Annotated in this window: 22 protein-coding genes; 12 read left to right on the top strand and 10 right to left on the bottom strand. The window is 65.7% G+C overall.

Annotated elements, in window-relative coordinates; all coding sequences use genetic code 11:
- The first annotated feature begins 73 nt into the window (after positions 1 to 73).
- Positions 74 to 703 (top strand): TetR/AcrR family transcriptional regulator, encoded by a 630-nt coding sequence (locus ACZI8W_RS20930; RefSeq protein ID WP_463370436.1) that lies wholly within the window; start codon positions 74 to 76, stop codon positions 701 to 703.
- A gap of 10 nt (positions 704 to 713) precedes the next feature.
- Here the strand turns inward: ACZI8W_RS20930 and ACZI8W_RS20925 are convergent, their stop codons facing one another.
- The 3 genes from ACZI8W_RS20925 to ACZI8W_RS20915 form a co-directional block, all read right to left on the bottom strand.
- Positions 714 to 1,322, bottom strand: a complete 609-nt coding sequence (locus ACZI8W_RS20925) for a class F sortase (RefSeq protein WP_463370435.1) — start codon at positions 1,320 to 1,322, stop codon at positions 714 to 716.
- Between the two features lies 1 nt (position 1,323).
- Positions 1,324 to 2,466 (bottom strand): MSCRAMM family protein, encoded by a 1,143-nt coding sequence (locus ACZI8W_RS20920; protein ID WP_463370434.1) that lies wholly within the window; start codon positions 2,464 to 2,466, stop codon positions 1,324 to 1,326.
- Between the two features lie 136 nt (positions 2,467 to 2,602).
- Entirely contained in the window at positions 2,603 to 3,166 is a 564-nt protein-coding gene (locus ACZI8W_RS20915) for a TetR/AcrR family transcriptional regulator (RefSeq protein ID WP_463370433.1), read from the bottom strand.
- Between the two features lie 53 nt (positions 3,167 to 3,219).
- Here ACZI8W_RS20915 and ACZI8W_RS20910 point away from each other — a divergent pair, with 53 nt between their 5' ends.
- The 3 genes from ACZI8W_RS20910 (at position 3,220) to ACZI8W_RS20900 (ending at position 6,700) form a co-directional block, all read left to right on the top strand.
- Complete coding sequence (locus ACZI8W_RS20910; protein WP_463370432.1) at positions 3,220 to 4,164, top strand: DUF2867 domain-containing protein; 945 nt, start codon at positions 3,220 to 3,222, stop codon at positions 4,162 to 4,164.
- A gap of 232 nt (positions 4,165 to 4,396) precedes the next feature.
- Positions 4,397 to 6,451 carry an elongation factor G gene (locus ACZI8W_RS20905; protein ID WP_463370431.1) on the top strand — a complete coding sequence of 685 codons (2,055 nt, stop codon included), beginning with the start codon at positions 4,397 to 4,399 and terminating at the stop codon, positions 6,449 to 6,451.
- Between the two features lie 69 nt (positions 6,452 to 6,520).
- Positions 6,521 to 6,700, top strand: coding sequence for a hypothetical protein (locus ACZI8W_RS20900; RefSeq protein ID WP_463370430.1), 180 nt, complete (start codon positions 6,521 to 6,523; stop codon positions 6,698 to 6,700).
- Positions 6,701 to 6,709: 9 nt separating this feature from the next.
- Here ACZI8W_RS20900 and ACZI8W_RS20895 read toward each other — a convergent pair whose 3' ends face one another.
- Positions 6,710 to 7,657, bottom strand: a complete 948-nt coding sequence (locus tag ACZI8W_RS20895) for an ADP-ribosylglycohydrolase family protein (protein ID WP_463370429.1) — start codon at positions 7,655 to 7,657, stop codon at positions 6,710 to 6,712.
- Between the two features lie 61 nt (positions 7,658 to 7,718).
- Between ACZI8W_RS20895 and ACZI8W_RS20890 the strand changes: the two genes are divergently transcribed.
- Both ACZI8W_RS20890 and ACZI8W_RS20885 read left to right on the top strand, forming a co-directional pair.
- Complete coding sequence (locus tag ACZI8W_RS20890; RefSeq protein ID WP_463370428.1) at positions 7,719 to 8,396, top strand: NUDIX hydrolase; 678 nt, start codon at positions 7,719 to 7,721, stop codon at positions 8,394 to 8,396.
- A complete protein-coding gene (locus ACZI8W_RS20885) occupies positions 8,393 to 9,022 on the top strand; it encodes a histidine phosphatase family protein (protein WP_463370427.1) in 630 nt (209 codons plus the stop codon). The genes ACZI8W_RS20890 and ACZI8W_RS20885 overlap by 4 nt, the downstream gene beginning before the upstream one ends.
- A gap of 86 nt (positions 9,023 to 9,108) precedes the next feature.
- Here the strand turns inward: ACZI8W_RS20885 and ACZI8W_RS20880 are convergent, their stop codons facing one another.
- Together ACZI8W_RS20880 and ACZI8W_RS20875 are read right to left on the bottom strand one after the other, a co-directional pair.
- Entirely contained in the window at positions 9,109 to 10,023 is a 915-nt protein-coding gene (locus tag ACZI8W_RS20880) for a pseudouridine-5'-phosphate glycosidase (protein ID WP_463370426.1), read from the bottom strand.
- A gap of 22 nt (positions 10,024 to 10,045) precedes the next feature.
- Positions 10,046 to 10,603, bottom strand: a complete 558-nt coding sequence (locus ACZI8W_RS20875) for a maleylpyruvate isomerase family mycothiol-dependent enzyme (protein WP_463370425.1) — start codon at positions 10,601 to 10,603, stop codon at positions 10,046 to 10,048.
- A 36-nt stretch (positions 10,604 to 10,639) separates the two neighbouring features.
- Here ACZI8W_RS20875 and ACZI8W_RS20870 point away from each other — a divergent pair, with 36 nt between their 5' ends.
- On the top strand, positions 10,640 to 11,485 hold the full coding sequence (locus tag ACZI8W_RS20870) for a helix-turn-helix domain-containing protein (protein WP_463370424.1): 846 nt from the start codon (positions 10,640 to 10,642) through the stop codon (positions 11,483 to 11,485).
- Between the two features lie 12 nt (positions 11,486 to 11,497).
- On the opposite strand, the gene ACZI8W_RS20865 is transcribed toward ACZI8W_RS20870, so the two are convergent.
- Entirely contained in the window at positions 11,498 to 12,196 is a 699-nt protein-coding gene (locus tag ACZI8W_RS20865; RefSeq protein ID WP_463370423.1) for a hypothetical protein, read from the bottom strand.
- A gap of 126 nt (positions 12,197 to 12,322) precedes the next feature.
- Here ACZI8W_RS20865 and ACZI8W_RS20860 point away from each other — a divergent pair, with 126 nt between their 5' ends.
- Entirely contained in the window at positions 12,323 to 12,751 is a 429-nt protein-coding gene (locus ACZI8W_RS20860) for a PPOX class F420-dependent oxidoreductase (RefSeq protein WP_463370422.1), read from the top strand.
- Here ACZI8W_RS20860 and ACZI8W_RS20855 read toward each other — a convergent pair whose 3' ends face one another.
- The 3 genes from ACZI8W_RS20855 to ACZI8W_RS20845 are packed head-to-tail and all read right to left on the bottom strand — an operon-like array spanning position 12,752 to position 16,569.
- Positions 12,752 to 13,786 carry a DNA polymerase IV gene (locus ACZI8W_RS20855; RefSeq protein ID WP_463370421.1) on the bottom strand — a complete coding sequence of 345 codons (1,035 nt, stop codon included), beginning with the start codon at positions 13,784 to 13,786 and terminating at the stop codon, positions 12,752 to 12,754. It lies immediately after the preceding gene.
- A 24-nt stretch (positions 13,787 to 13,810) separates the two neighbouring features.
- The gene (locus ACZI8W_RS20850; RefSeq protein ID WP_463370420.1) at positions 13,811 to 14,554 is read right to left on the bottom strand and encodes an energy-coupling factor transporter transmembrane component T family protein; all 744 of its coding nucleotides are present in this window, start codon (positions 14,552 to 14,554) and stop codon (positions 13,811 to 13,813) included.
- Positions 14,554 to 16,569, bottom strand: coding sequence for an ABC transporter ATP-binding protein (locus tag ACZI8W_RS20845; RefSeq protein ID WP_463370419.1), 2,016 nt, complete (start codon positions 16,567 to 16,569; stop codon positions 14,554 to 14,556). Before ACZI8W_RS20845 ends, ACZI8W_RS20850 begins: the two co-directional genes overlap by 1 nt.
- Positions 16,570 to 16,790: 221 nt before the next feature.
- On the opposite strand from ACZI8W_RS20845, the gene efeU reads away from it, so the two are divergent.
- The 4 genes from efeU to ACZI8W_RS20825 all read left to right on the top strand — a co-directional run bounded on the left by efeU (position 16,791) and on the right by ACZI8W_RS20825 (position 20,506).
- On the top strand, positions 16,791 to 17,678 hold the full coding sequence (efeU, locus tag ACZI8W_RS20840) for an iron uptake transporter permease EfeU (protein WP_463370418.1): 888 nt from the start codon (positions 16,791 to 16,793) through the stop codon (positions 17,676 to 17,678).
- A gap of 47 nt (positions 17,679 to 17,725) precedes the next feature.
- Positions 17,726 to 18,865: an iron uptake system protein EfeO gene (efeO, locus tag ACZI8W_RS20835; RefSeq protein WP_463370417.1), complete on the top strand. Its 1,140-nt coding sequence runs from the start codon at positions 17,726 to 17,728 to the stop codon at positions 18,863 to 18,865.
- Positions 18,862 to 20,130, top strand: a complete 1,269-nt coding sequence (efeB, locus tag ACZI8W_RS20830; protein ID WP_463370416.1) for an iron uptake transporter deferrochelatase/peroxidase subunit — start codon at positions 18,862 to 18,864, stop codon at positions 20,128 to 20,130. Before efeO ends, efeB begins: the two co-directional genes overlap by 4 nt.
- A gap of 109 nt (positions 20,131 to 20,239) precedes the next feature.
- Positions 20,240 to 20,506, top strand: a complete 267-nt coding sequence (locus ACZI8W_RS20825) for a hypothetical protein (protein WP_463370415.1) — start codon at positions 20,240 to 20,242, stop codon at positions 20,504 to 20,506.
- Positions 20,507 to 20,514 lie beyond the last annotated feature (8 nt).

Here is a 20,514-nt window from a genome sequence, read left to right as displayed (position 1 = left end):
GCCACACCGGACACGTAGGCCCGGCCACGGCATGCCATGCTTGACGCAGAGTCCGCACATTCCGGAGGTGTCCGTGGCATCCGCGTCATCGCAGCTGGGTAGACCGGTCGGCACCAAGAGTGAGGAAACTCGGCGGCGTATCCTCCACGCCGCGATGCGCTGCGTCGGCGAGGTGGGGTACTCGCGGGCGACCATTCGCGAGATCGCACGCTACGCCGACATCACAAGCGGAAGTCTCTACCACTACTTCCCCAACAAGGCCGAGTTGGTGAGAGCCGCGTTCATGGAGATTGCGCAGGTGTCCGTACCGCGCCTGGCAGCCGCAGCCGATCGAGCCGACGGAGTCATGGCCAAGCTCGTCGCTGTACTCGACGAGGGAGCCGCGCTCCTCCACGAAAACCCCTATTCGGTGGCGTTCGACCGAGCGCTCCGAGTGGAGAGCGCCGAGCATCTCCACCTGGGCGAGGACAGCGAATTGATCTTCACGTCGCTACGCAGCGTGATCGCCGGAATCATCGAGCAGGCCGCCCAGGAAGGCACCCTCAACACCGACGCATCCGGAGCAACCGACGCGATCTTCACAGTGCTCCGCGGCCTGCACGACCACGCAGCGACGGCCACCCCCGAACACTACAAGGCCACGCATCACGCCGTCCGACTCATGATCCAGGGCACGTTGTTCGACTATTCGCGCGTCGAATAGCTCCGCTCGGCTACGACACAGGAGTAGCGAAGACGAAGTCGTTGTTCGCATACCCCAACGGTGGTCCGACGAACTCCCCACCGCAGGTGACGAGCACGAGGGTTTCGGGCCCGTCCAGCCGATTGAGCTCGTCGAGGGGGAGTTCTCCGTCCTTACCGACACTCATCACCCGGTCGACCCGGTAGTACCGCGACGACCCGTCGGCAAGTTCCAGGGACACCTCGTCGCCCTCCGACAGGACGGCGAACTGTGCCGCGAAGCCGTCGCCCTGCGCCACGTCGTCGATGTGCCCGGTCACCACGATGGAGCCGGCGCCCGATCCAGGCAAGGCCGAATCCGCCCACCACCCCAGCCGCGACACGTCCTGCGGCGGGAGCAGTACCCCCGCGGTGTCGGTCGCGACGGGGTCGGCCGGGGCCGACGTACCATCGATCGTCAGCATGATCGGAGCGGACGGATCGTCGGCGATCGCCACGATCGGAGGCGGCATATCGCGCTGCCCTGTCTCCTGCTGCGCCGACGGCGGGCCGGGAGACGCACTCTCGGAACCGGCGCTGCACCCAGCGACGAAGAGAACCGCCGCCCCCGACAACACTGCTATGACTGTGCGCGAACGCATCTCACTTCCTCTCCACCGGGCCGGCAGGGATCGACTGCACGGGGACGCGCGCGTCCGGGTTACGGAAGATCGGCCTCTGATTCTCGGGCATGTTCAACGCCTGGACGGTGAAGAACTCGTCTTCCGTCGCGGTGAAGGTGATCGGCCTGGTATCGGCGATATATCCGTCGGGAGCGACTACCTCCTTCGCCACATGGCATCCCGGCGCGAGTGCGAGCGGAATCTGACCATCGGGGCCGGTCACCTCGCGATGACTCCACTCCGATTGGCACGGACCCACCACGAAGATCGCTCCTTCCAAAAGCCTTCCGGAGATTCGATCCATCTTGACGATTCGTCCGTACGCAGTCGCCTCCGGGGGCTCCGGCGGGAGTGAGAAGTTGAGTGTGAATTCCGCGGTGCGGACCACACCGGGGGCGTCGAGTTCGGCAGTGAAGGGGCCACCGGCCACGAGTGTCGTGTCGGCGGGGATCGTCGTCACCTGCACGATGTAGCAGCCCAAGGGGAATTGCGACGCCGCGTTGCCGTCCATGTCCGTGGTCAGGTACCCGTAGAGGACGTCGTCGACACAGGAACGAACCGACGAGGTCACGCCATGGACGGGATTCCCGGCATCGACATGACGAGCATGAACCGCGATCGTGCCCTCCCCCGGTGGTGTCCAGCGAGCAAAGATGAACCCGACGTTCTGGACCTGGCCCGGTGCAGTGAGGTCGACCTGCCACGGTCCGGTGGACGCGGGCTCGTAGCCGTCGGGGAATCCCGACAACGACACGACATAGCAACCGAGCGCGGCCGAAACACTCGTCATCCCATCAGGACCCGTTGCCGATGTGCCGACGACCTCTCCGGTTTCGCAACGGGCGACGGCGACGGACACGCCCGCGATCGGCTCATCGCCCGACAGCGTCGCCGCGCGGATCGCGACCGTGCCCATCTCGATCCCGAGGTCCGGTGGCGACGTGGTCGGCGTCGTCGGCGTGGTCGGCGTGGTCGGCGTGGTCGACGTGGTCGGGACGCTGGTGGTCGTTGTGACGGTCGGTTCGGGATCCGCCCCTGACGGATCTGCTCCGGCACTACCGGCGACCGCGACGATCAGTGTCGCCCCGGCCAGAATGGAGAGGATGCGTGAGGATGCTCGCATGATGGGTGCCTCCTTCGACGTTCGAAAGGTGGGTACCCCGACATGGGTGTCGTCGGCCCCACCACACCGCCCGTTAGCACAAGGAGAAACCCGAGACCGAGCCGTTGCCACTTCGACACCGCACGGTGTCGCACGGTCACTTCCGAGTAGTGAGCACCTCGAGCATCGTGTCGAGGTAGGCCGGGGAGAGATCGGCTTCGCCGGGTGTCGCGTGCGCGAGATGGGCGACACCGAGGTAGCCCGTATACGCGAGTTGGCCACGCTGCGCTGCCTCGGCCGGTGCGAATCCCAGCGCAGCGAACTGTTCGGTCAGGTAGTCGAGCCGTCGCCGGGTGACCCGTGCCAGCACGGGCGTAACCAGTGGGTGTTGTGCGGTGGCCTGCAGCGCCAGTTCTGCGCGGGCTCCTTGCTCCTGACGGCTGGACACAGCGCCGACGATCAGCGCCCGCAGTCGCGGCAATCCCGCAGGCTGTGCATCGATCTCGGTTATGACGTCTTCGGTGTCGCGGCGCTCCCACAATTCCAGCGCGGCAGTGATCAACGCATCCCGGCCGGAGAAATGCCAGTAGAAGCTGCCCTTCGTCGCCCCGAGTCGGGACGCGATCGGTTCGACGGCGACGGCCGCGAGACCACCGTCCGCCATTGCCTCGAGGGCTGCGCCTGCCCAATCGGATGCGGACAGACGCTTTCGCCGAGACATTCCCATACGGTACCGTATGGGAAACCGTACGCTACCGTATGGAGGGACTCGGAATGCGCATCCGCAACATCCACGAGCGGGTCGTCGACGGCGACACGGAGCAGATCGCGCCACTGTTCGCCACGATCGGCCAACCCGACGACATGCTCTACCCACCGCGGTGGGAGCCGATGCGGTTCGACGGCCCGGTGGCAGTCGGCGCGAGCGGCACCCACGGCACGATCACCGCCTACGAACCGGGCCGCATCATCGAAATCGCCTTCCCGGGCGGCCTCGGAGTCACCGGTACCCACACATTCACCGTGACCACGATCGGTCCGCGGCGCTCACTGGTCCGGCACGACGTGGATGCCACCACCACCCTCGCGGGCTGGCTCGGATGGCATACGCTGATCCGCCCGTCCCACGACGCCGTCCTCGAGCAGGTGCTCGATCGCCTACAGGCCGCCGTGGGCGCGCCGCCCGTGCACCCGTCCGAACCCGCGACCTACGCTCGATTGCTGCGTTGGTTCGAGCGGCCCCGCGCCGACGCCACCGAGGCGACACAGATCGGTCTGCTCTCCGGCGCACTCGAACGGGTCGACCATTGCGACGCCTTCGCGATCGAGCGCCGTCGCGAGACCCCCGACGATCCGCACCCCTGGGCACAGGCGATCTTCGACGATCTGCCACCGTGGGTTGCCGCACTCATGGCCCTGCGGGAACAACTCGTCGGACTTGTGGGGATCGACCGCGGCAGCGCCGACACCTTCGCCGTCCTCGCGGAGAACAACGATGAGGTGCTGCTCGGCACCGATGCCGGCCACCTGGATTTCCGAGCCTCGGTACGCCGCGAGCCCGGACGGATCGTCCTGACCACAATTGTGCAGACACACAACCGCCGTGGACGCCTCTATTTCGCGGCGATTCGACCCCTGCATTCGATCGTCGTACGCGCGATGCTCCAGCGCGCAGCCTCACAGCTGGCGCGACGACCCTCGGTCGACTACAGCACGTAGCGCTTCGCAGGGCCCGGCACCGAACTCCAGATTGCCGAACCTGACTGTGACAAAGGGCCCGGTGTGAGAAAGTGATCTCTACGAGGTCCGCTCGTAGTGGCCGACCCACGCGTACACAAAAGCCGAATACTCCACCACAACAGAGAATTTCGCTGATGTGGTCCACTCATCACGTCAACCGGACGAGCGCATCGGGGTTAAACTTGGCGGAAGCGACACGAGGAGCAGGTCGATGTCCGATCGCACCGCAGCACGTACCCGTCAGGCACCCATCGCCGACACACCCGCCGACATTCGCAACGTCGCGGTGGTCGGATGCAGCGCCACGGGAAAGACGACCCTCGCGGAATCGCTGGCCTTCGCATCGGGCGCGATCGGTCGTGTGGGGCGCGTGGTCGACGGCACCACGGTGTCCGATTATGAGGAGATCGAGCAACAGCACCGGCGTTCGGTGCAGTTGGCGGTATTACCCCTGGAATGGAAGGGCATCAAGATCAACCTGATCGATACGCCCGGCCATCCAGATTTCGACGCCGAACTCCGCGCCGGGCTGCACGCGGCCGACGCAGCGATCTTCGTCGTCTCTGCCACCGACTCCATCACTGCAGCGACGCGCGCGTTGTGGCGCGAGTGCGACGAGGAGAAGATTCCGCGCGCGATCGTGGTAACCAAACTCGACATCGCGCGGCACAGCTACGACGAACTGCTCGAGCAGTGCCACGACGCCTTCGGGCTCGGTCCCGACACCGTGCGCGCACTGTTCTATCCGGTGTTCGACGGGGATCGTCCGATCGGGTCGGTAGGTTTGCTGACCGGCCGCAGCTACGGTGAGCCCGGCCCGTGCCCGGTCTCGGACACCGCACGCGAGAGCCTCGTCGAAGCGATCTCCGGGCAGGACGACACACTCATGGAACGGTTCGTTTCCGGGGAAGCCCTCGACCCGGAGTCCCTGCAGGAAGGTCTCACCCGCGAAATACTCTCGTGCGCAATGCACCCCGCGATACCAGCGACTGAGAGCGGCATCGGAGCGGTCGAACTGCTCGAATTGATCGTCACGGGATTCCCCGACCCCACCCACCGACTGCGGGACGCTCCGCCATGCGACCCCGACGCACCGCTCGTCGCGCAGATCGTGCGCGTGACCGGAGATTCGTATGTGGGCCGGATCAGCCTGACACGGGTCTACGCCGGCACATTACGACCGGACACGACAGCCAGGCTCACCGGAAACGAGCAGTCGACCGAACGGATACCGGCGCTCACCAATCCGTTCGGCAAACAGCAGCGACCCGTCGGCGAGGCAGTGGCCGGTGACCTCGTGTGCGTGGGCAAACTCGCGACCGCAAGCCCCGGCGACACCCTCCACGACCCCGATCATCCCGCCGACCTGGCGCGGTGGCCGACTCCCGAACCACTGCTACCCCTGGCGATCGAGGCGCATACACGCACCGACGACGACAAACTGTCCCAGGCCCTGGCACGGTTGACGGCCGAAGATCCGGCTGTGCGGGTGGAGCAGAATCCCGACACCAATCAGGTCGTGCTGTGGTGCACCGGCGAGGCGCACGCCGAGCTGGTCGTCGACCGGCTCCGCAACCGACACGGCGTTCAGGTCGATCTCGTCGAGCATCGCGTTCCGCTCCGCGAGACGTTCGCGGCCTCGACCTCGGGACACGGTCGTCTGGTGAAGCAGTCGGGCGGACACGGCCAGTACGCGGTGTGCGACCTCGAGATCGAACCCCTCCCGGTGGGTAGCGGGGTCGTGTTCGAGGAACGTGTGGTCGGAGGCGCGGTTCCGCGGCAGTTCATCCCATCCGTGGAGAAAGGCGTGCGGGCACAGACCGCCAAGGGTGTCGCGACAGGCAATCCGATGGTGGATGTGCGGGTCACGCTCGTCGACGGCAAGGCACACTCGGTGGACTCGTCGGACGCCGCGTTCCAGGCCGCCGCGGGTCTGGCGCTCCGCGATGCTGCATCCCACGGTGAGACCCGGCTGCTCGAGCCGGTTGCCGCGGTACGGGTGACGGTGCCGGAGGAACATCTCGGGTCGGTGTTGAGCGACCTGTCCGCGCGACGCGGCCGGGTGCTGGGCACAGAATCCCCCGCACCCGGGGTCGCACTGCTGCGAGCGGAGGTTCCCGAGCTCGAACTCGGCCGCTACCCGATCGACCTGCGCGCGATCACCCAGGGCACCGCCGACTTCGCTCGTGGATATCTGCGGCACGAGCCGATGCCGGCCTCGCTCTCCGCGCAGTTCCTCGACGGGAAGGCACCGACTCGGTTGTGATGCGGGTTTCCCGTCCCGCCGGTTCGGGTACCGCCAGAAGAAAGGCCCGCACGACGAAAGGAAGACCCAATGTCCGATCCCGATCGACGTGCACACGAGAATGACCTGACCGGCGACAACCTGTCCCAGCTCCTCGACGACATGGAAGAGAACGTCAAGAAGGAACGGGACGAGGAGGGCGTACCGGGGAATCCCACCGACCGCGAGAAGACCGAGAAGGTGGAACCTGACGACCAGGCACCCTCCTGACCAGGATCCCTAGTCCACCGCGTTCGCCGCTGTCTTCCGCGCAAGCTCGATGAGGCCGTCGACGCGGTATCCGGGCCATCCGTGGAGCATCCGCTTCCATTGTTCCGGCACGGCCGACGCGCCCCAGCGGGCGCCGAGCAACCCGCCGGCGATTGCTGCAGTGGTGTCCGTGTCGCCGCCCGCGCGCACTGCGGCCTCGAGTGCGTCGACGAGGTGACCCGGTCCGGATGCGTCGGTGTGGGTGATCGCCCACCACGCAACCTGAAGCGCGTGCACAACCCAGCCGTTCTTGTCGAACACTGTGGCAGTCTCCGCCTTCTCGGCCTCGTCGAGGATCCCTCCCCAGCGATCGGCTTCCTCCGCGGACAGCCGGTCGAGATACAGCCGGGCACCGTCGAAGTTGCCGTGCAGCACTGCGTGACGGATCGCGTACGACCAGAGTCTGCATGCTTCGATGGCCTGGGGGTCGTCGTGGGTCAGGGCGCTGATCTCGGCGGCCGCTGCGACACACGCGTCGGCGTCGTACAGGTAGGCGATGCCGACGGGCGCGGTACGCATGAGCGATCCGTTGCCCGCCTTCCGGCCCGCAATGCCTCGGGCACGCTGGCGCATCGCAGCCGCCGAGGCGGGTCGCGCCGAGAGCACCGCGGCGGTCTGGTTGCCGATGTCCTTCGGTCTGGTGTCGTACCAGCGCACGAACTGCGCGGCCACCGCATCGAGTCCGTCTCCGTGCCCGACCGGCAGTCCCGAGGCGGAGACCTCGGCGATCGCGAGGGTCATCGATGTGTCGTCGGTCCACTCCCCCGGCGCGAACGGACCCAGCCCGCCACCGATCATGTCGATCGCTGCATCCGGTCGCGGATAGGAGAATTCGTATCCGGCACCGAGCGCATCGCCCGCGGCAGTGGCCACGAGCACTCCGGCTGCACGATCCTTCTGCTGCGCGTCCAGTTTCATCTACTCCCCTTTGCTCAATATTGCGCTAATTAAGTTAGCGCATGTTTGATTTAATAACCAGGTGAGCACGAATCCGGGGTCACCGAGCAAGCCCCTCACCGACTATCCGCGCCCCTCGGTCGCCGTCGACGTAGCCGTGCTGACCGTCGTCGACGAGACCGTGAAAGTGCTGGTGGTCGACCACCCACGGGGGCACGCGCTGCCCGGGACGTTCCTGCATCCCGGCGAACGTCTTGCCGACGCCGCACGTCGTGCGCTCCACGACAAGGCGGGACTCGACAGCGTGGAGTTCCATCAGATGGCGATGCTCGACGACCCCGACCGCGACGACCGCGGCTGGGTTCTGTCGATGGCCCACAGCGCAGCCGTGCCATTCGAGCGTTTCCCCACCGGAGCTCAGCTGGTGCCCGTGGACAACACGAGTGAGCTCGCGTTCGACCACTCCGAGGTCGTCGACCTCGCCGTCGACGATCTGCGTCGCCGCTACGCGATGGCGGTCGATCCGTCGGGATTGATCGGCGACGAGTTCACCATCCTCGAGCTGCGCCGCCTCTACGAAATGATCTACGGACGCAAATTCCCGAAGGACACCTTCCGACGCCACCTGTCGCATGGTCTCCACGCCACCGGCGAATTCAGTCACGAAGGCGCGGGGAGGCCTGCCGAGCTCTACCGGAGAACAGCCGAGCCACTGCCTCCGAGTGCAGCGCCGTTTCTCGGGAACCGGTCTGCCCGATGAGCGAGCGCATCTACGTCATCACGCACCCCGAAGCGACCCATCACGTCGACGGTCTCGTCGGCGGCTGGTACGACTCCGCGCTCACCCCTCGCGGAGTGATCCACGCGCATGCGATCGCTGCACGACTGCGGGAACTCATTCCCACCGGTTCGACTCCGGCTCTCTACACGTCGGATCTCGCCCGTACGACCGAGACCGCGGGCCCTCTCGCAGATGTTTTCGACGTCGAACCCGTCCTTCTTCCGGACCTACGCGAGAAGTCCTACGGCGTTGCGGGTGGGCGTCCGCAGGCGTGGCTCGACACCCATTTCGTCGCTCCGCCTGCTGTCGGAGAACGCTTGGATCACGACGAAGGAATCGAAGGAGCGGAGACCAAGCTCGAATGTGTCACTCGCGTCTACCGAGCCATGGATCGAATCACCACCGACAACACGGAACATCGCATTGTCGTCACCCACGGAGGTTCGCTCAGTTGGGTCATTGCCGCCTGGCAGCGACTTCCGGTCAGCGCATGCGCGTATGTGGCCTATCGCGCCGACCCAGGCAGCATCACGGTACTCGAGCAGGACGACGTCTTCCACAACCGCACGCTGCGTACCCTCGGGGATCGCGGCCACCTACACTGACACCGGCCCGAGGGTGGGCAGATGACAACAGCCATCGTCAGGAATGGCGCGCGCCGGCAAGCGACACGCACGGCGAGCACCTTCCGTCAGGACGCACTCAGCAAGGCTGTCGCGATCTCCGCCGCGACCTGCACGTTCCCCAGATACACCGCAACGTTCGTGTCGAGGGTGGCACCTTCTGTGCCGCGGTGCATGTGGTCGAGCAGGAACGGCGTCAGATCCTTACCCCGGACACCCGCAGCCGCTGCTTCCCGCTCCGCGTCGGCGAGCACGCGATCGTGCAGGGCAGGGTCGACCTGTTTGTCCGCAGCGACCGGATTCGCGATGAGGACCGCAGACCGCAAGGCAAGATCGTCGCGGGCACGGGCCACCATTGCCGCGGCCTCCGGTGAATCCACCGCATCGACCACGCATCCGCTGTCGCGCACGTAGAAGCCCGGGAAGCAGGTGGTGCCATATCCGAGCACGATCACGCCGAGCGTTTCGAGCCGTTCGAGTGTGGCAGGCACGTCGAGGATGGACTTCACTCCCGCACTGACGATCAGGATCGGAATCGACGACAGAGCAACAAGATCCGCACTCTCGTCGAACGTCGTCGCCGCACCGCGATGGACACCACCGAGACCGCCGGTCGCAAACACCTCGATCCCCGCACGCTGCGCGAGCAACGCCGTCGACGCCACCGTCGTCCCGCCGTGCAGACCCTTCGCCGCTGCCACCGGCAGGTCGCGAATCCCGGTCTTCACCGTCCCCGAATCCGATGCCTCGATCATCTCGATCTGGTCGGGCGACAAGCCCACGGTGGGCGCACCCGCGACCACGCCGATCGTTGCAGGGGTGACGCCCGCGCCTCGCAGCAACCGTTCCGCCTCGAACGCCACTTCGAGATTGCGCGGCCGCGTCAGTCCGTGCGTGAAGATTGTCGATTCGAGCGCCACAACGGGGCTGCCGGCCGCGACGGCAGCACGCACTTCGTCGGCAACAGCGATCCGCTCGGTCATAGGCCGACGATAGCGTCATCCCTCACACGCGACGTCCCAACCGCGCCAGGATTCGCGACTGGCGATCGCCGGACGAGACGTCCACACCGGATTTGCACACACCGTCCATGTAGAGGGAGTCGCCGAAGCTGTCGGCACCGGCTTCGATCCGGTCGAGTTCGGCATCGGTGTAGGCCACCGGGATCCCGGCACCGTGCGCGATGTCCCACCGATGCACGAGCAGATCCCAGATATAGAACTGCGCAAACGTTGCTCCGAGCGTCGTGGGTCCGAAGTATCCCTCGTACGGTGTACCGACGAGGTCGTCATCGGTCAGCACCGCCGCAACGCGAGCGGTGTGCTCGCGCCACCCGGCAGCGGGGTCGTCGAGGTCGGGACGGTCGCCGAGGTCGACTCCGCGTCCAGCGAGAAAGTCGCGCTGGGTATCGACGATGTGGGCGACGACGTCGCGTGTCGACCACCCTTCGCACGGCGACTGGGTCTCCCACGCGGCCCGTTCGACCGCGTCGATCACCGTGGTGAGCGGCTTGGTCGCTTCTTCGTGTCGGAGTGCTGTTGTATTGATGGGGGCTGTAGTCATGTCTCGACTGTATTCCTGCGGAAGGGCGGGGTATTGATGAAACCCGACACCGATCCGGTCGACGGTTCGGAACGTCAGCCGATCGAACGCGCCCACCTGAACGATCCGACCGACTCTTCGAACCGAGTCTTCCGGTATCCCGCCTCACCCGACCTTGCAGCATTGATGCGCCGATACTGGATTCCGGTGTGGTCGGTACCCGACGGCGAAAACTCAGTACAACGCGTATTGCAGTACCCGGTATGCCTGGCGGTGATCACGGAAGACTACGCGCGCTTCTACGGCGTGGCGTCGGGGCTGTCCCGCACCACCCTCGCGGGCGACGGGTGGGCCGTCGGAGTGATGTTCACCCCGGCTGCAGGTCACCTGCTCACACACAAACCGGTCGCGGCATTCACCGATCGATTCATCGACCTCACCGAGGTTTTCGGCGACAGCGGAACCGTGCTCACCGGCGACATCCGCGCGGCGATGGCCTCGGTTCCTCGCTCCCCCGAGTCTCATCGCGTCGCGATGGATCTGTTCGACGACATGCTCCGTCCGTTGTCCACCATCGACGACGAAGGACGTCTGATCAACGAGGTGGTGGCGTTCGTCGAAGACAATCCCGACGTCCTGCGTGTCGAGCAGGTACGAAACCAGTTCGCACTATCGGAACGGGCGCTGCAGCGGCTCGTGCATCGACGGACCGGTTTGACACCGAAATGGCTGATCCAGCGCCGCCGCCTTCAAGAGGCAGCCGGACGGCTACGCGAGCGCCGGACACCGCTCGCCGAGATGGCCACGCTCCTCGGGTATGCCGATCAGCCGCATTTCGTGCGCGACTTCGCGAAGGTCGTCGGCATGACACCCGCGGCCTTCGCCCGGCGCTACGGACTCTGACGGTACCGGTGGTCAGGCGGGCTCACCGCGAGGGTCGTTCCCGGGTTCACTCTGCTCGGCGTGCTCATGCTCGGCTATCGCCTTCGCGCGGACATGATCCGGATACCAATCGGTGAACTTGATCGCACACAACATCGCTCCGGTCTGCAGCACCCACCCGGTCCAGATATTGTTGTTGTCGTCGAGAATCGCATCGCCGTACCACCCCGCCGCCGCCGCCACAGCGAACGCCACGGCCCACGCTCCCGTGATGACATAGTTGGTCTTCACGAACAGCGGGGTATTCCAGTACTCCGGTTCGACCATGTCGCGGGCGTACTGAAGGGTGAAGGGCACCCGAAACAGGATGGATCCGACAGCAATGAGGACCAGGGTGATATTCGCGATCTCACCTATCCACTTCTCCAACCACACCTGGCCGTCGACGGTCAAGAAGAAGTGCAGGATGAACAGACCCGCAAAGAATAGGACGTCGACGGCCCCGAGAATCTTCAGTTGCTTGCCTCGGATCCTGTCGAACACGACGAAGAACACCGAAATAGCAAGCGCTACGGCGGAGACCCAGCCGGTGCTGCCGGGTCCTTCGAAAACTGCGAGGAAGATCCAGGGCGCCAGGCCTGCCAACGGTCCGTCGAAAATCTTGTCGAGAGTCGACGCCGCCCGACCCCGCCCCGGAGGTTGAGCGGCCTTGTTCACGGTGTTCTCAGCCATGGCTGCCTCATGTCGCGACATCGGGACCCGACCCACAGTCGAGAATAAACCTTCGCGGCGCCTGAGACACACATTCGAGCATTTCTGCTGTATGACAGTCACATTCGATCCACGTATCCTGACGCCATGGCAGCTGATGAGTCCACGCTCGAAGCGTTGTTCGGCAATACCGGGGTCGCCGCACTCGTCACCCTCAAACGCGCAGGGAGACCACAGATCTCGAACATCCTCTATCACTACGATCACCGAACGCACACATTCTCCATCTCGATCACCGACACCCGCGCGAAAACGAGGAACATCCGGCGCGACTCGCGGGTGAGTCTGTTCAAGGACTCCGACGACGGTTGGTCGTACGCGGTCGCCGAAGGTAATGCCGAGTTGTCCGAGGTTGCACGCACTCCACACGATGATGCGACCGAGCAACTCGTCACCCTGTACCGGACGGTTCAGGGTGAGCATCCCGATTGGGACGAGTTCCGCGCGGCCATGGTCGATGAACAACGACTCGTATTGCGAGTACGTGTCGACCGGTTCTACGGCGCCGGCGGGTAGTCACCCGCTGTCCGTCATCTCCACCCGCACCCCCACCAGCCGCACCTGCCGGTCGTGATCGAACCGTTCGAGCAGCGACACCGCTGCCGCGGAGATCACCGAGGGATCCAGCGTCGGATCCGGCAGCGCGCGGCTGGTGGTGTGGGTGGTGAACGGTGCGTACCGGACTTTCACCGCCACCCGAACACCCGGCCTTCGCTCGGCTCGGATATCTTCGGTGACCCGCTCGGCCAACCGCAGCACGTGCTCGGCGACCTCCGCCCAGTCGGTGAGGTTGTGCTGGAACGTCGTTTCGCGGCTGTGCGACCGCGCAACCCACGGTTCGCCCGATACCTCCGCACTCCCCGCGCCCCTACCGAGCGCCACGAGCCACGGTCCGGTCTTCGGACCGAATCTCGACGCCATGTCGTCGACAGAGGACAACGCCAACTCGCGGACCGTGCGAATCCCGATGGCATCCAACTTCTTCGCGGTCTTCGACCCGATCCCCCACAACGCGATCGGGCCCAGGTCTCCCATCACCGAGAACCAGTTGTCGCGGGTCAAGGTGAATTGGCCCCGGGGTTTACCGAATCCGGTCGCGATTTTCGCGCGCAGCTTGTTGTCGCCGATCCCCACCGAGCAGTGCAGACCTGTCGCGTCGAGCACCGACCGCCGCACCACCGTGGCGAACATGTCGGGATCGCTGGTCTCCACCCCGAGGAACGCCTCGTCCCACCCGAGTACTTCCACCGTGGCGCCCACCCCTCGCAGGGTGTCCATCACCTTGCGCGACACCTCGTTGTACACATCGGCGTCGACGGGAAGGAACACGGCGTCGGGGACCTTCCGGGCCGCGACCCGCAACGGCATGCCCGATCGCACTCCGAATGTGCGGGCCGCATACGAGGCGGTCGACACCACGCCGCGTTCGGTGGGGTCGCCGCGACCGCCGACCACCACCGGCTTTCCGGCGAGGTCGGGATGTCGGAGCACTTCGACGGCGGCGAGGAACTCGTCGAGGTCGACGTGCAGGACCCAACGCACATCGCTCACGCTATCGTCACACTCGAGCTTTCCTCACCCCAGAGCCGTCACTACGACGCACGCCGCGACCACGACGAGCACCACCACCAGATCACCCACCCCGAGACGCGGGCGTGCCCGCACAACGGGTCGAGGCCCCCGCACCGACAGCGCCTCACCGAGGTCGCGCACCTGGCGCATCGATACCGACGCCACCGCGCCCACCGCATCGACGACCTCGTTCCATGAGCCCCGCGGCGACGGTATGCCGGCCCGCCCGCGCAGGCGTCGGGCCGCGAACAACATGCGTAGCTCCCCGCGGATCGATGGCAGTACGCGCAGCGCCAATGCGCAGGTGGTCACCCATTCGTCGACAGGAACACGCAGTACCCGCAAAGGCGCAAGCAGGACGGGTAGCGCCTCGACCAGGTCCGACAACCGCGTCGTCCACCCCACCAGCGACGCAAGGACCAACAGCGCGAAACCGAACAGCGTCGCCCGGATGTACGCGTCGACGCCTCCGCCGACCGCATTGATGACGCCGAAGAAGGCGAAGAACGCGAACACCCACCAGGGGATGGTCGGCACCACGCCGCGCGGAATCCGCGCAACGAGCAGCCCTGCGACGAGCACCGCAACAATGACGCCCAGTCCGACCCACGACGGCTGGAAACTCACCACTACCGACAGCACCGCGGCAGCAAGTACCTTCGTGCCTGCCCACACGCGGTGCAGGGGCGTCTCGCGCGGAACCGGTCGCAGCAGGATCAGGGGGCGACGCTGATGTTGCTTGTTCATCACGCGACCGCCTTCGTTCCGTCGTCGACGACGGTGCCGTCCTCGAGTACCACGGTGCGCGAGCACACCTCTTCCATGCCGTGCAGGTCGTGGGAGATGACAATGATCGTGACGTGCTCGACAGTCCGCAGATGCACGAGGATCGAGAGGAGTTCGCGTCTGCCCGCGGCGTCGAGACCGGCGAGTGGTTCGTCGAGCACCAGCACCCTCGGTGCCCGCGACAGTTGCGCCGCGATCGCGACGCGCCGCATCTCGCCCCCACTGAGTTGATCGATGGGCCGAACCGCGAGGTCGACGCTCAGTCCCACCCGCTTCAGGACAGCGGCGACGTACTGGTAGTCGGTGTCGCGGAGGCCCGCAACCTCGGAAATCTCCCGCGCCACCGTGGGGCGCTGCAGCTGTAGCCGCGCCTGCTGGAATACGAGTCCTACCTCGCCTCGCACGTTCGCGGTGGGAGTGTCGTGCACGGTGCATGTACCGCTCGTCGGTCGCAACAGACCCGCGATGGTCCACGCCAGCGTGGTTTTTCCCGATCCGTTGGCTCCGACCACCAACACCCCTTCCCCGCGACCGACGGTCAGCGACACGTCGCGCAGAGCGGTGTGTGCCCACGGTGTGCGAGCCGCGTAGGTGTGGGTGACGTCGCGGAGTTCGAGCACCGGGAGCCAGTGCGCCGGCGGTGCGGCGTTGAGCGGCACCCGACGCGGTTCCCGAGGCGGTGGCGCGACGATACGGCCCCGATCGAGATGGATGACGCGGTCGGCACGCGCGGCCTCGTCATCGAGGTGGGTGATGAGAACGACGGTGGTGCCACCGGCGGCGATCTCCCCGAGCAGGCCGATCAGCGCGGTGCGGCTGTCGGCGTCGACCATCGCAGTGATCTCGTCGGCGATGAGCAGCTTCGGCTCTCGCGCGAGTGCGGCAGCCAATGCCAGTCGCTGCTGTTGTCCGCCGGACAGGTCTTCGGTGGCACGGTCTGCCATGCCCTCGAGTCCGACGCGGGCCAGCACGGCGTCGATGTCGATGTCGCTGCTCGTTCCCCAGCGCAGGTCCTCCCCGACCGTGCGGCCGAGCACCTGCGCTTCGGGATGCTGGAAGACCAGCACTGTTCCGTCCGCTGCGCCGAGACCGACCGGGCCCGGTCGGTCGACGAATCCCGACGTCGGATCGAGGCCCGCCAGGATGCGTGCAAGCGTCGATTTGCCGGAACCGTTGGCGCCGACGACAGCGACGAACTCACCGTCGGTGATCGTCAGGTTCACGTCGCACAGTGCGTCGGCCGTCGCGACCGGGTAACGGTACGAGACCGAGTTCAGCTTCACCGGCAGCGGGCCGGGCTCACGTGTGGTGGTCCGTTCGGGCCATTCTGCTTGCTGCCGAGGCCAGGTGGTGCGCTGCGCGACGGACGCGAAGATCCCGAACGACAGCAATGCCGTCCCGACCACGCCGAGGACGACGGCGCTGCCGATCCACAGCCACCAGTAGGTCACGAGGAACTCGATGGTCTCGTTCACCACACGGCTCAGTTCCGGACCAGACCCGGCGGCCTCGAACGCGGTAAGCATGCCGCGCATGGTGTTGACCAGTGCCTCGAGCAGCAGCTCACGTGTCCGCTCGAACAGAACCAGCAGCCCGACGACCGCTGCCGCCACCGCCAGACCCATCGGCACCGAGCAGGCGAAGATCACGAACACCGCCGATCGTCCCCAGCGGCGTTGGGCGAACCCCACGAGCGTGCCGATCGCCGCAAGCAATATCACTGCCGCCACCGCGATCGGCCCACCGGCGATCAGCGCCACCACACCCGCCGCAGTGGTGGCGGCGAGGACGGTGCGCACGCGACCCGCGATGGCGAGGAACGCGACGGGCAGCGCCACCAGGACCTGCGCGACGCCGACCGGGATCAGGCCCGCGACCACCGACAACACCGCGGTGAGCGCACCGAACACCGCTGCAGCGGCCAGCTCCGGTGGCCGAAGTGGGCCTCTGACCTTGGTTCTGGTTGCCGCCTTCACTGTGCCCAGTCTGCCAGCCCTCCGCGCGCGGGGCCCCGAACGTCCCCGGTCGGCCGGTAGATCGATCGTCGTGGCAGATGGACCATCGGTAAGGGAATTCTCCAATTCGGTAATGCGCAGGTAATGGCCCGTAAGACCCTCCCCGGCACCCCCGAATCGGGTGTATGTTCTTCTCCGCACGACTCACTGAGGGTCGGCTCACCTTAGTACGGGAGTTGCCCATGTCCGTTCTGGCTGCAGGCTCCGATGCACCGTCCATTGCCACTCAGCTCGTCGGGTCCGGGCTCATCGGTCTCCGCGAAGGCCTCGAAGCCGGCATCGTCGTCATGATTCTCGTGGCGTTCATCGTCAAATCCGAACGACGAGACGCTCTCAAGTGGGTGTGGCTCGGTGTCGGAGTCGCTGTCGCACTGGTGGCCGCCACCTTCTTGATCATTCATTTCGGGACGAACACGCTCGACGGTCTGGCCGCTGAGATCGCTGCGGGCATCGCGTCTCTCATCGCGGTCGTGATCGTCACAACCATGGTGTTGTGGATGCGTAGAGCCGCCCGGAGCATCTCCGGCGAGCTCAGATCAGGGATGGAGAAAGCACTGGTCGTCGGCCCCGTTGCCGTGCTCTCCCTGTCGTTCTTCGCGGTCGGACGTGAGGGTCTCGAAACCGCATTGCTGATGGTCGGGTATGCCGAGAACACCGCTGGCAGCCCCTGGCCGCTCGTGGGTCTACTGCTCGGCATTGCCGTCGCTGCCGTGGTGACCGTCCTGATGTATCTCGGCGCGGTCCGAATCAACATGGCGAAGTTCTTCACGTTCACCGGAGTATTTCTCGTGGTCGTCGCGTCAGGGATCCTCTCCTACGGCGTGCGCGCACTGCAGATCGGCGGCGTACTGCCAGGCGGAACGTCACTCGCGTTCGACCTATCCGAGCGGTACGACGCGGGCAGCTGGTACGGAACGATCCTGGGGGGCATCTTCAACATCCGCCCCGATCCGACAGTCCTGCAGTTCTCCGCATGGCTCCTCTACCTGATAGTCGTCCTTTTCCTTTTCCTGAGGCCGGTTGCTGCCGAGCCGCAGATGCGCCCGTCACAGGCCACTGCAACCTCCTGATACTCACGCACACGATCCGCGTGCGCTGCCGCTCGAAAGGTACGAAAATGCGCCGTTCCCTCTACTGCATCGGGGTTGCCGCCCTGCTGCCGCTGGTCCTCGCCGGATGCACGGAGAAGGCGTCCTCCGACGTGGACGCCATCGCGGTGACCGCCACCGACACGTCATGCGACGTGTCGTCGGCCGAGGGCGTCACCGGTCATTCGACGTTCGCCATCACCAACAACGGGGCAAAGGTCACCGAGTTCTACGTGTTCGCGGCGGGCGATCGGGCAATGGGTGAGGTCGAGAACATCGGGCCGGGTCTGACGCGGCAACTCATCGTCAATATTCCCGAACCAGGCGACTACGAAGTGTCGTGCCGGCCGGGCATGGTCGGTGACGGCATCCGTCAGCCTTTCACCGTCACCGGCGACTCTCTGGCCGCGGCCGATGCAGACGGCGCACTCGCCGAGGCCGCCGACGGCTACCGCCGATACATCCGCAGCCAGACGGAGGCGCTGGTGACTACCGCCGGCGAATTCGTCGCCGCGGTCACCACCGGCGACGTCGACGAAGCCAAGCGGATGTTCCCGCTCACCCGCACCTACTACGAACGCATCGAGCCCGAGGCGGAAAGCTTCGGCGACCTCGATCCGCGACTCGACCTGCGCGAGGCCGACCTCGAACCCGGGCAGGAATGGACGGGCTTCCATCGCATCGAGAAAGACCTGTGGGTCGACGGGCTCCAACCCGACACGAACGCCGTCGCCGACCAACTCGTCGCCGACATCGGCGAGCTGTCCGATCTGGTGAACGCCGAGGACTACTCGATCGATCCCACCCGCATCGCAGGGGATGCGCAGGGACTTCTCGATGAAGTCGCAACATCGAAGATCACCGGAGAGGAAGACATCTTCTCCCACACCGACCTCTACGATTTCCAGGCCAATGTCGACGGATCGCAGGCTGCGATCGCCGTGCTGCGTCCGATCCTCGACGATCAGGACCCCGAGTTCGGGCCCACGATCGACGCCCGGTTCGCAGACCTCGATACTGCCCTGCAGCAGTACCGGGAAGGCGACGGGTTCGTGTCATACGACACGGTCACCGAACCGCAACGCCAGGAGCTGTCCCGTCTGATCGATGCACTGTCGGCCGAGGTCAGCAAGGTCCAGGGGGTCGTCGCGGAGGCTTCCGGACAGTGACCGAGCACCCAGTCACCCCCGATCCCGATGCCCATCCGGGAATCTCGCGCCGACGACTGTTCGGGGCGGTCGGGGCCGGAGCAGTTCTCGCGGGAGTAGGTGCGATGGCCGGCCGGGCCACCGCACCCAGCTCGGCCCCTGCCGATGGTGTGGTCGAATTCCGAGGCGATCACCAAGCTGGAATATCCACTGCTGCCCAGGACCGTCTGCATTTCGTTGCGTTCGATGTCACCACCGACGACCGTGACGAGTTGATCGCGTTGTTGGTGACGTGGACAGCGATGGCCGAGCGGATGACCGCCGGCCTCGAGGCCACGGAGAACGGCGCGACGGGCGACGGGACCTATCGTCCACCGAGCGATACCGGTGAAGCACTCGACCTCGGCCCATCTCACCTGACCCTCACCATCGGATTCGGGCCGTCACTGTTCGACGACCGGTTCGGGCTATCACACCTCAAACCAGCAGCGTTGGAAGACCTGCCGCATTTCCCGGCGGACAATCTCGACGTGAGCCGAACTGGTGGGGACATCGCCGTCCAGGCCTGCGCAGACGACCCACAGGTCGCGGTGCACGCCATCCGCAATCTCGCGCGCGTCGCGTTCGGGACAGCATCGGTGCGCTGGTCACAACTCGGGTTCGGACGGACCTCGTCGACGTCGACATCTCAGACGACGCCGCGGAACCTGTTCGGATTCAAGGACGGGACGAACAACCTCAAAGCCGAGGATCCTGCTGCTCTCGACGAATCGGTGTGGGTCGCTCCCACCGACGATCAGCCATGGCTCGGCGGCGGCACCTACCTCGTGGCCAGGCGCATCAGAATGCTCATCGAACAGTGGGACCGTGCGGTGCTGGGCGAGCAGGAAGCCGTGATCGGGCGAGACAAACGTGAAGGCGCACCGCTGGGACGAACCCATGAGTTCGACGAACTCGACCTCGAATCCAACGGTCCGGACGGTCCCTTCGTCCCCGCCACCGCGCATGTACGACTCGCGTCCGCGCAGCATCTCGGCGGGATTCGGATCCTGCGCCGCGGCTACAACTTCACCGACGGGTCGGACGGCTTCGGGCACCTCGATGCCGGGTTGTTCTTCATCGCTTTCTGCCGCGACCCACAGACCCAGTTCGTGCCGATGCAGCTCGCACTCGCCCGGTCCGACGCACTCAACGAATACATCCAGCACGTCGGGTCGGCAGTGTTCGCGTGCCCACCGGGGCCACGGGAGAACGAGTACTGGGGTCAGACCCTCTTCGAGTTGTGATCCATCGGCGCAGGTCCCACACTGAAATATTCCCCATCACACGCAATGTAACGAAAAGAACACGCCGGACGACATCCCTATCGAGGCAGGAAGAACAAAGGGGTTCATCGTGGCACACGAGCAATTGCTGTTCATCGGACGTCCGGACGCAAACGAGATCGCACACTGGAGCACGCTGCGCGAACTTGCTCCGCAACGGGGCTGGGTCTCCACCCGCAAGTTCGAGCCGGACAAGGTCGTCTGGGCGGTTGCTGCCAGCAGTGTCCTGGCCGACGAGACGGAGGTCGTCGCCGAGTTGCGTAAGGCCGATATCCCCTGCACCAGCGCGCTCGACGCGATCAAGGACGCCTACTCGGCGGCGTATTTCTCCTCATAGGCCACATA

The organism is Rhodococcus ruitaii, assembly GCF_055230935.1.
This window is presented reverse-complemented; position numbering and strand designations above follow the sequence as displayed.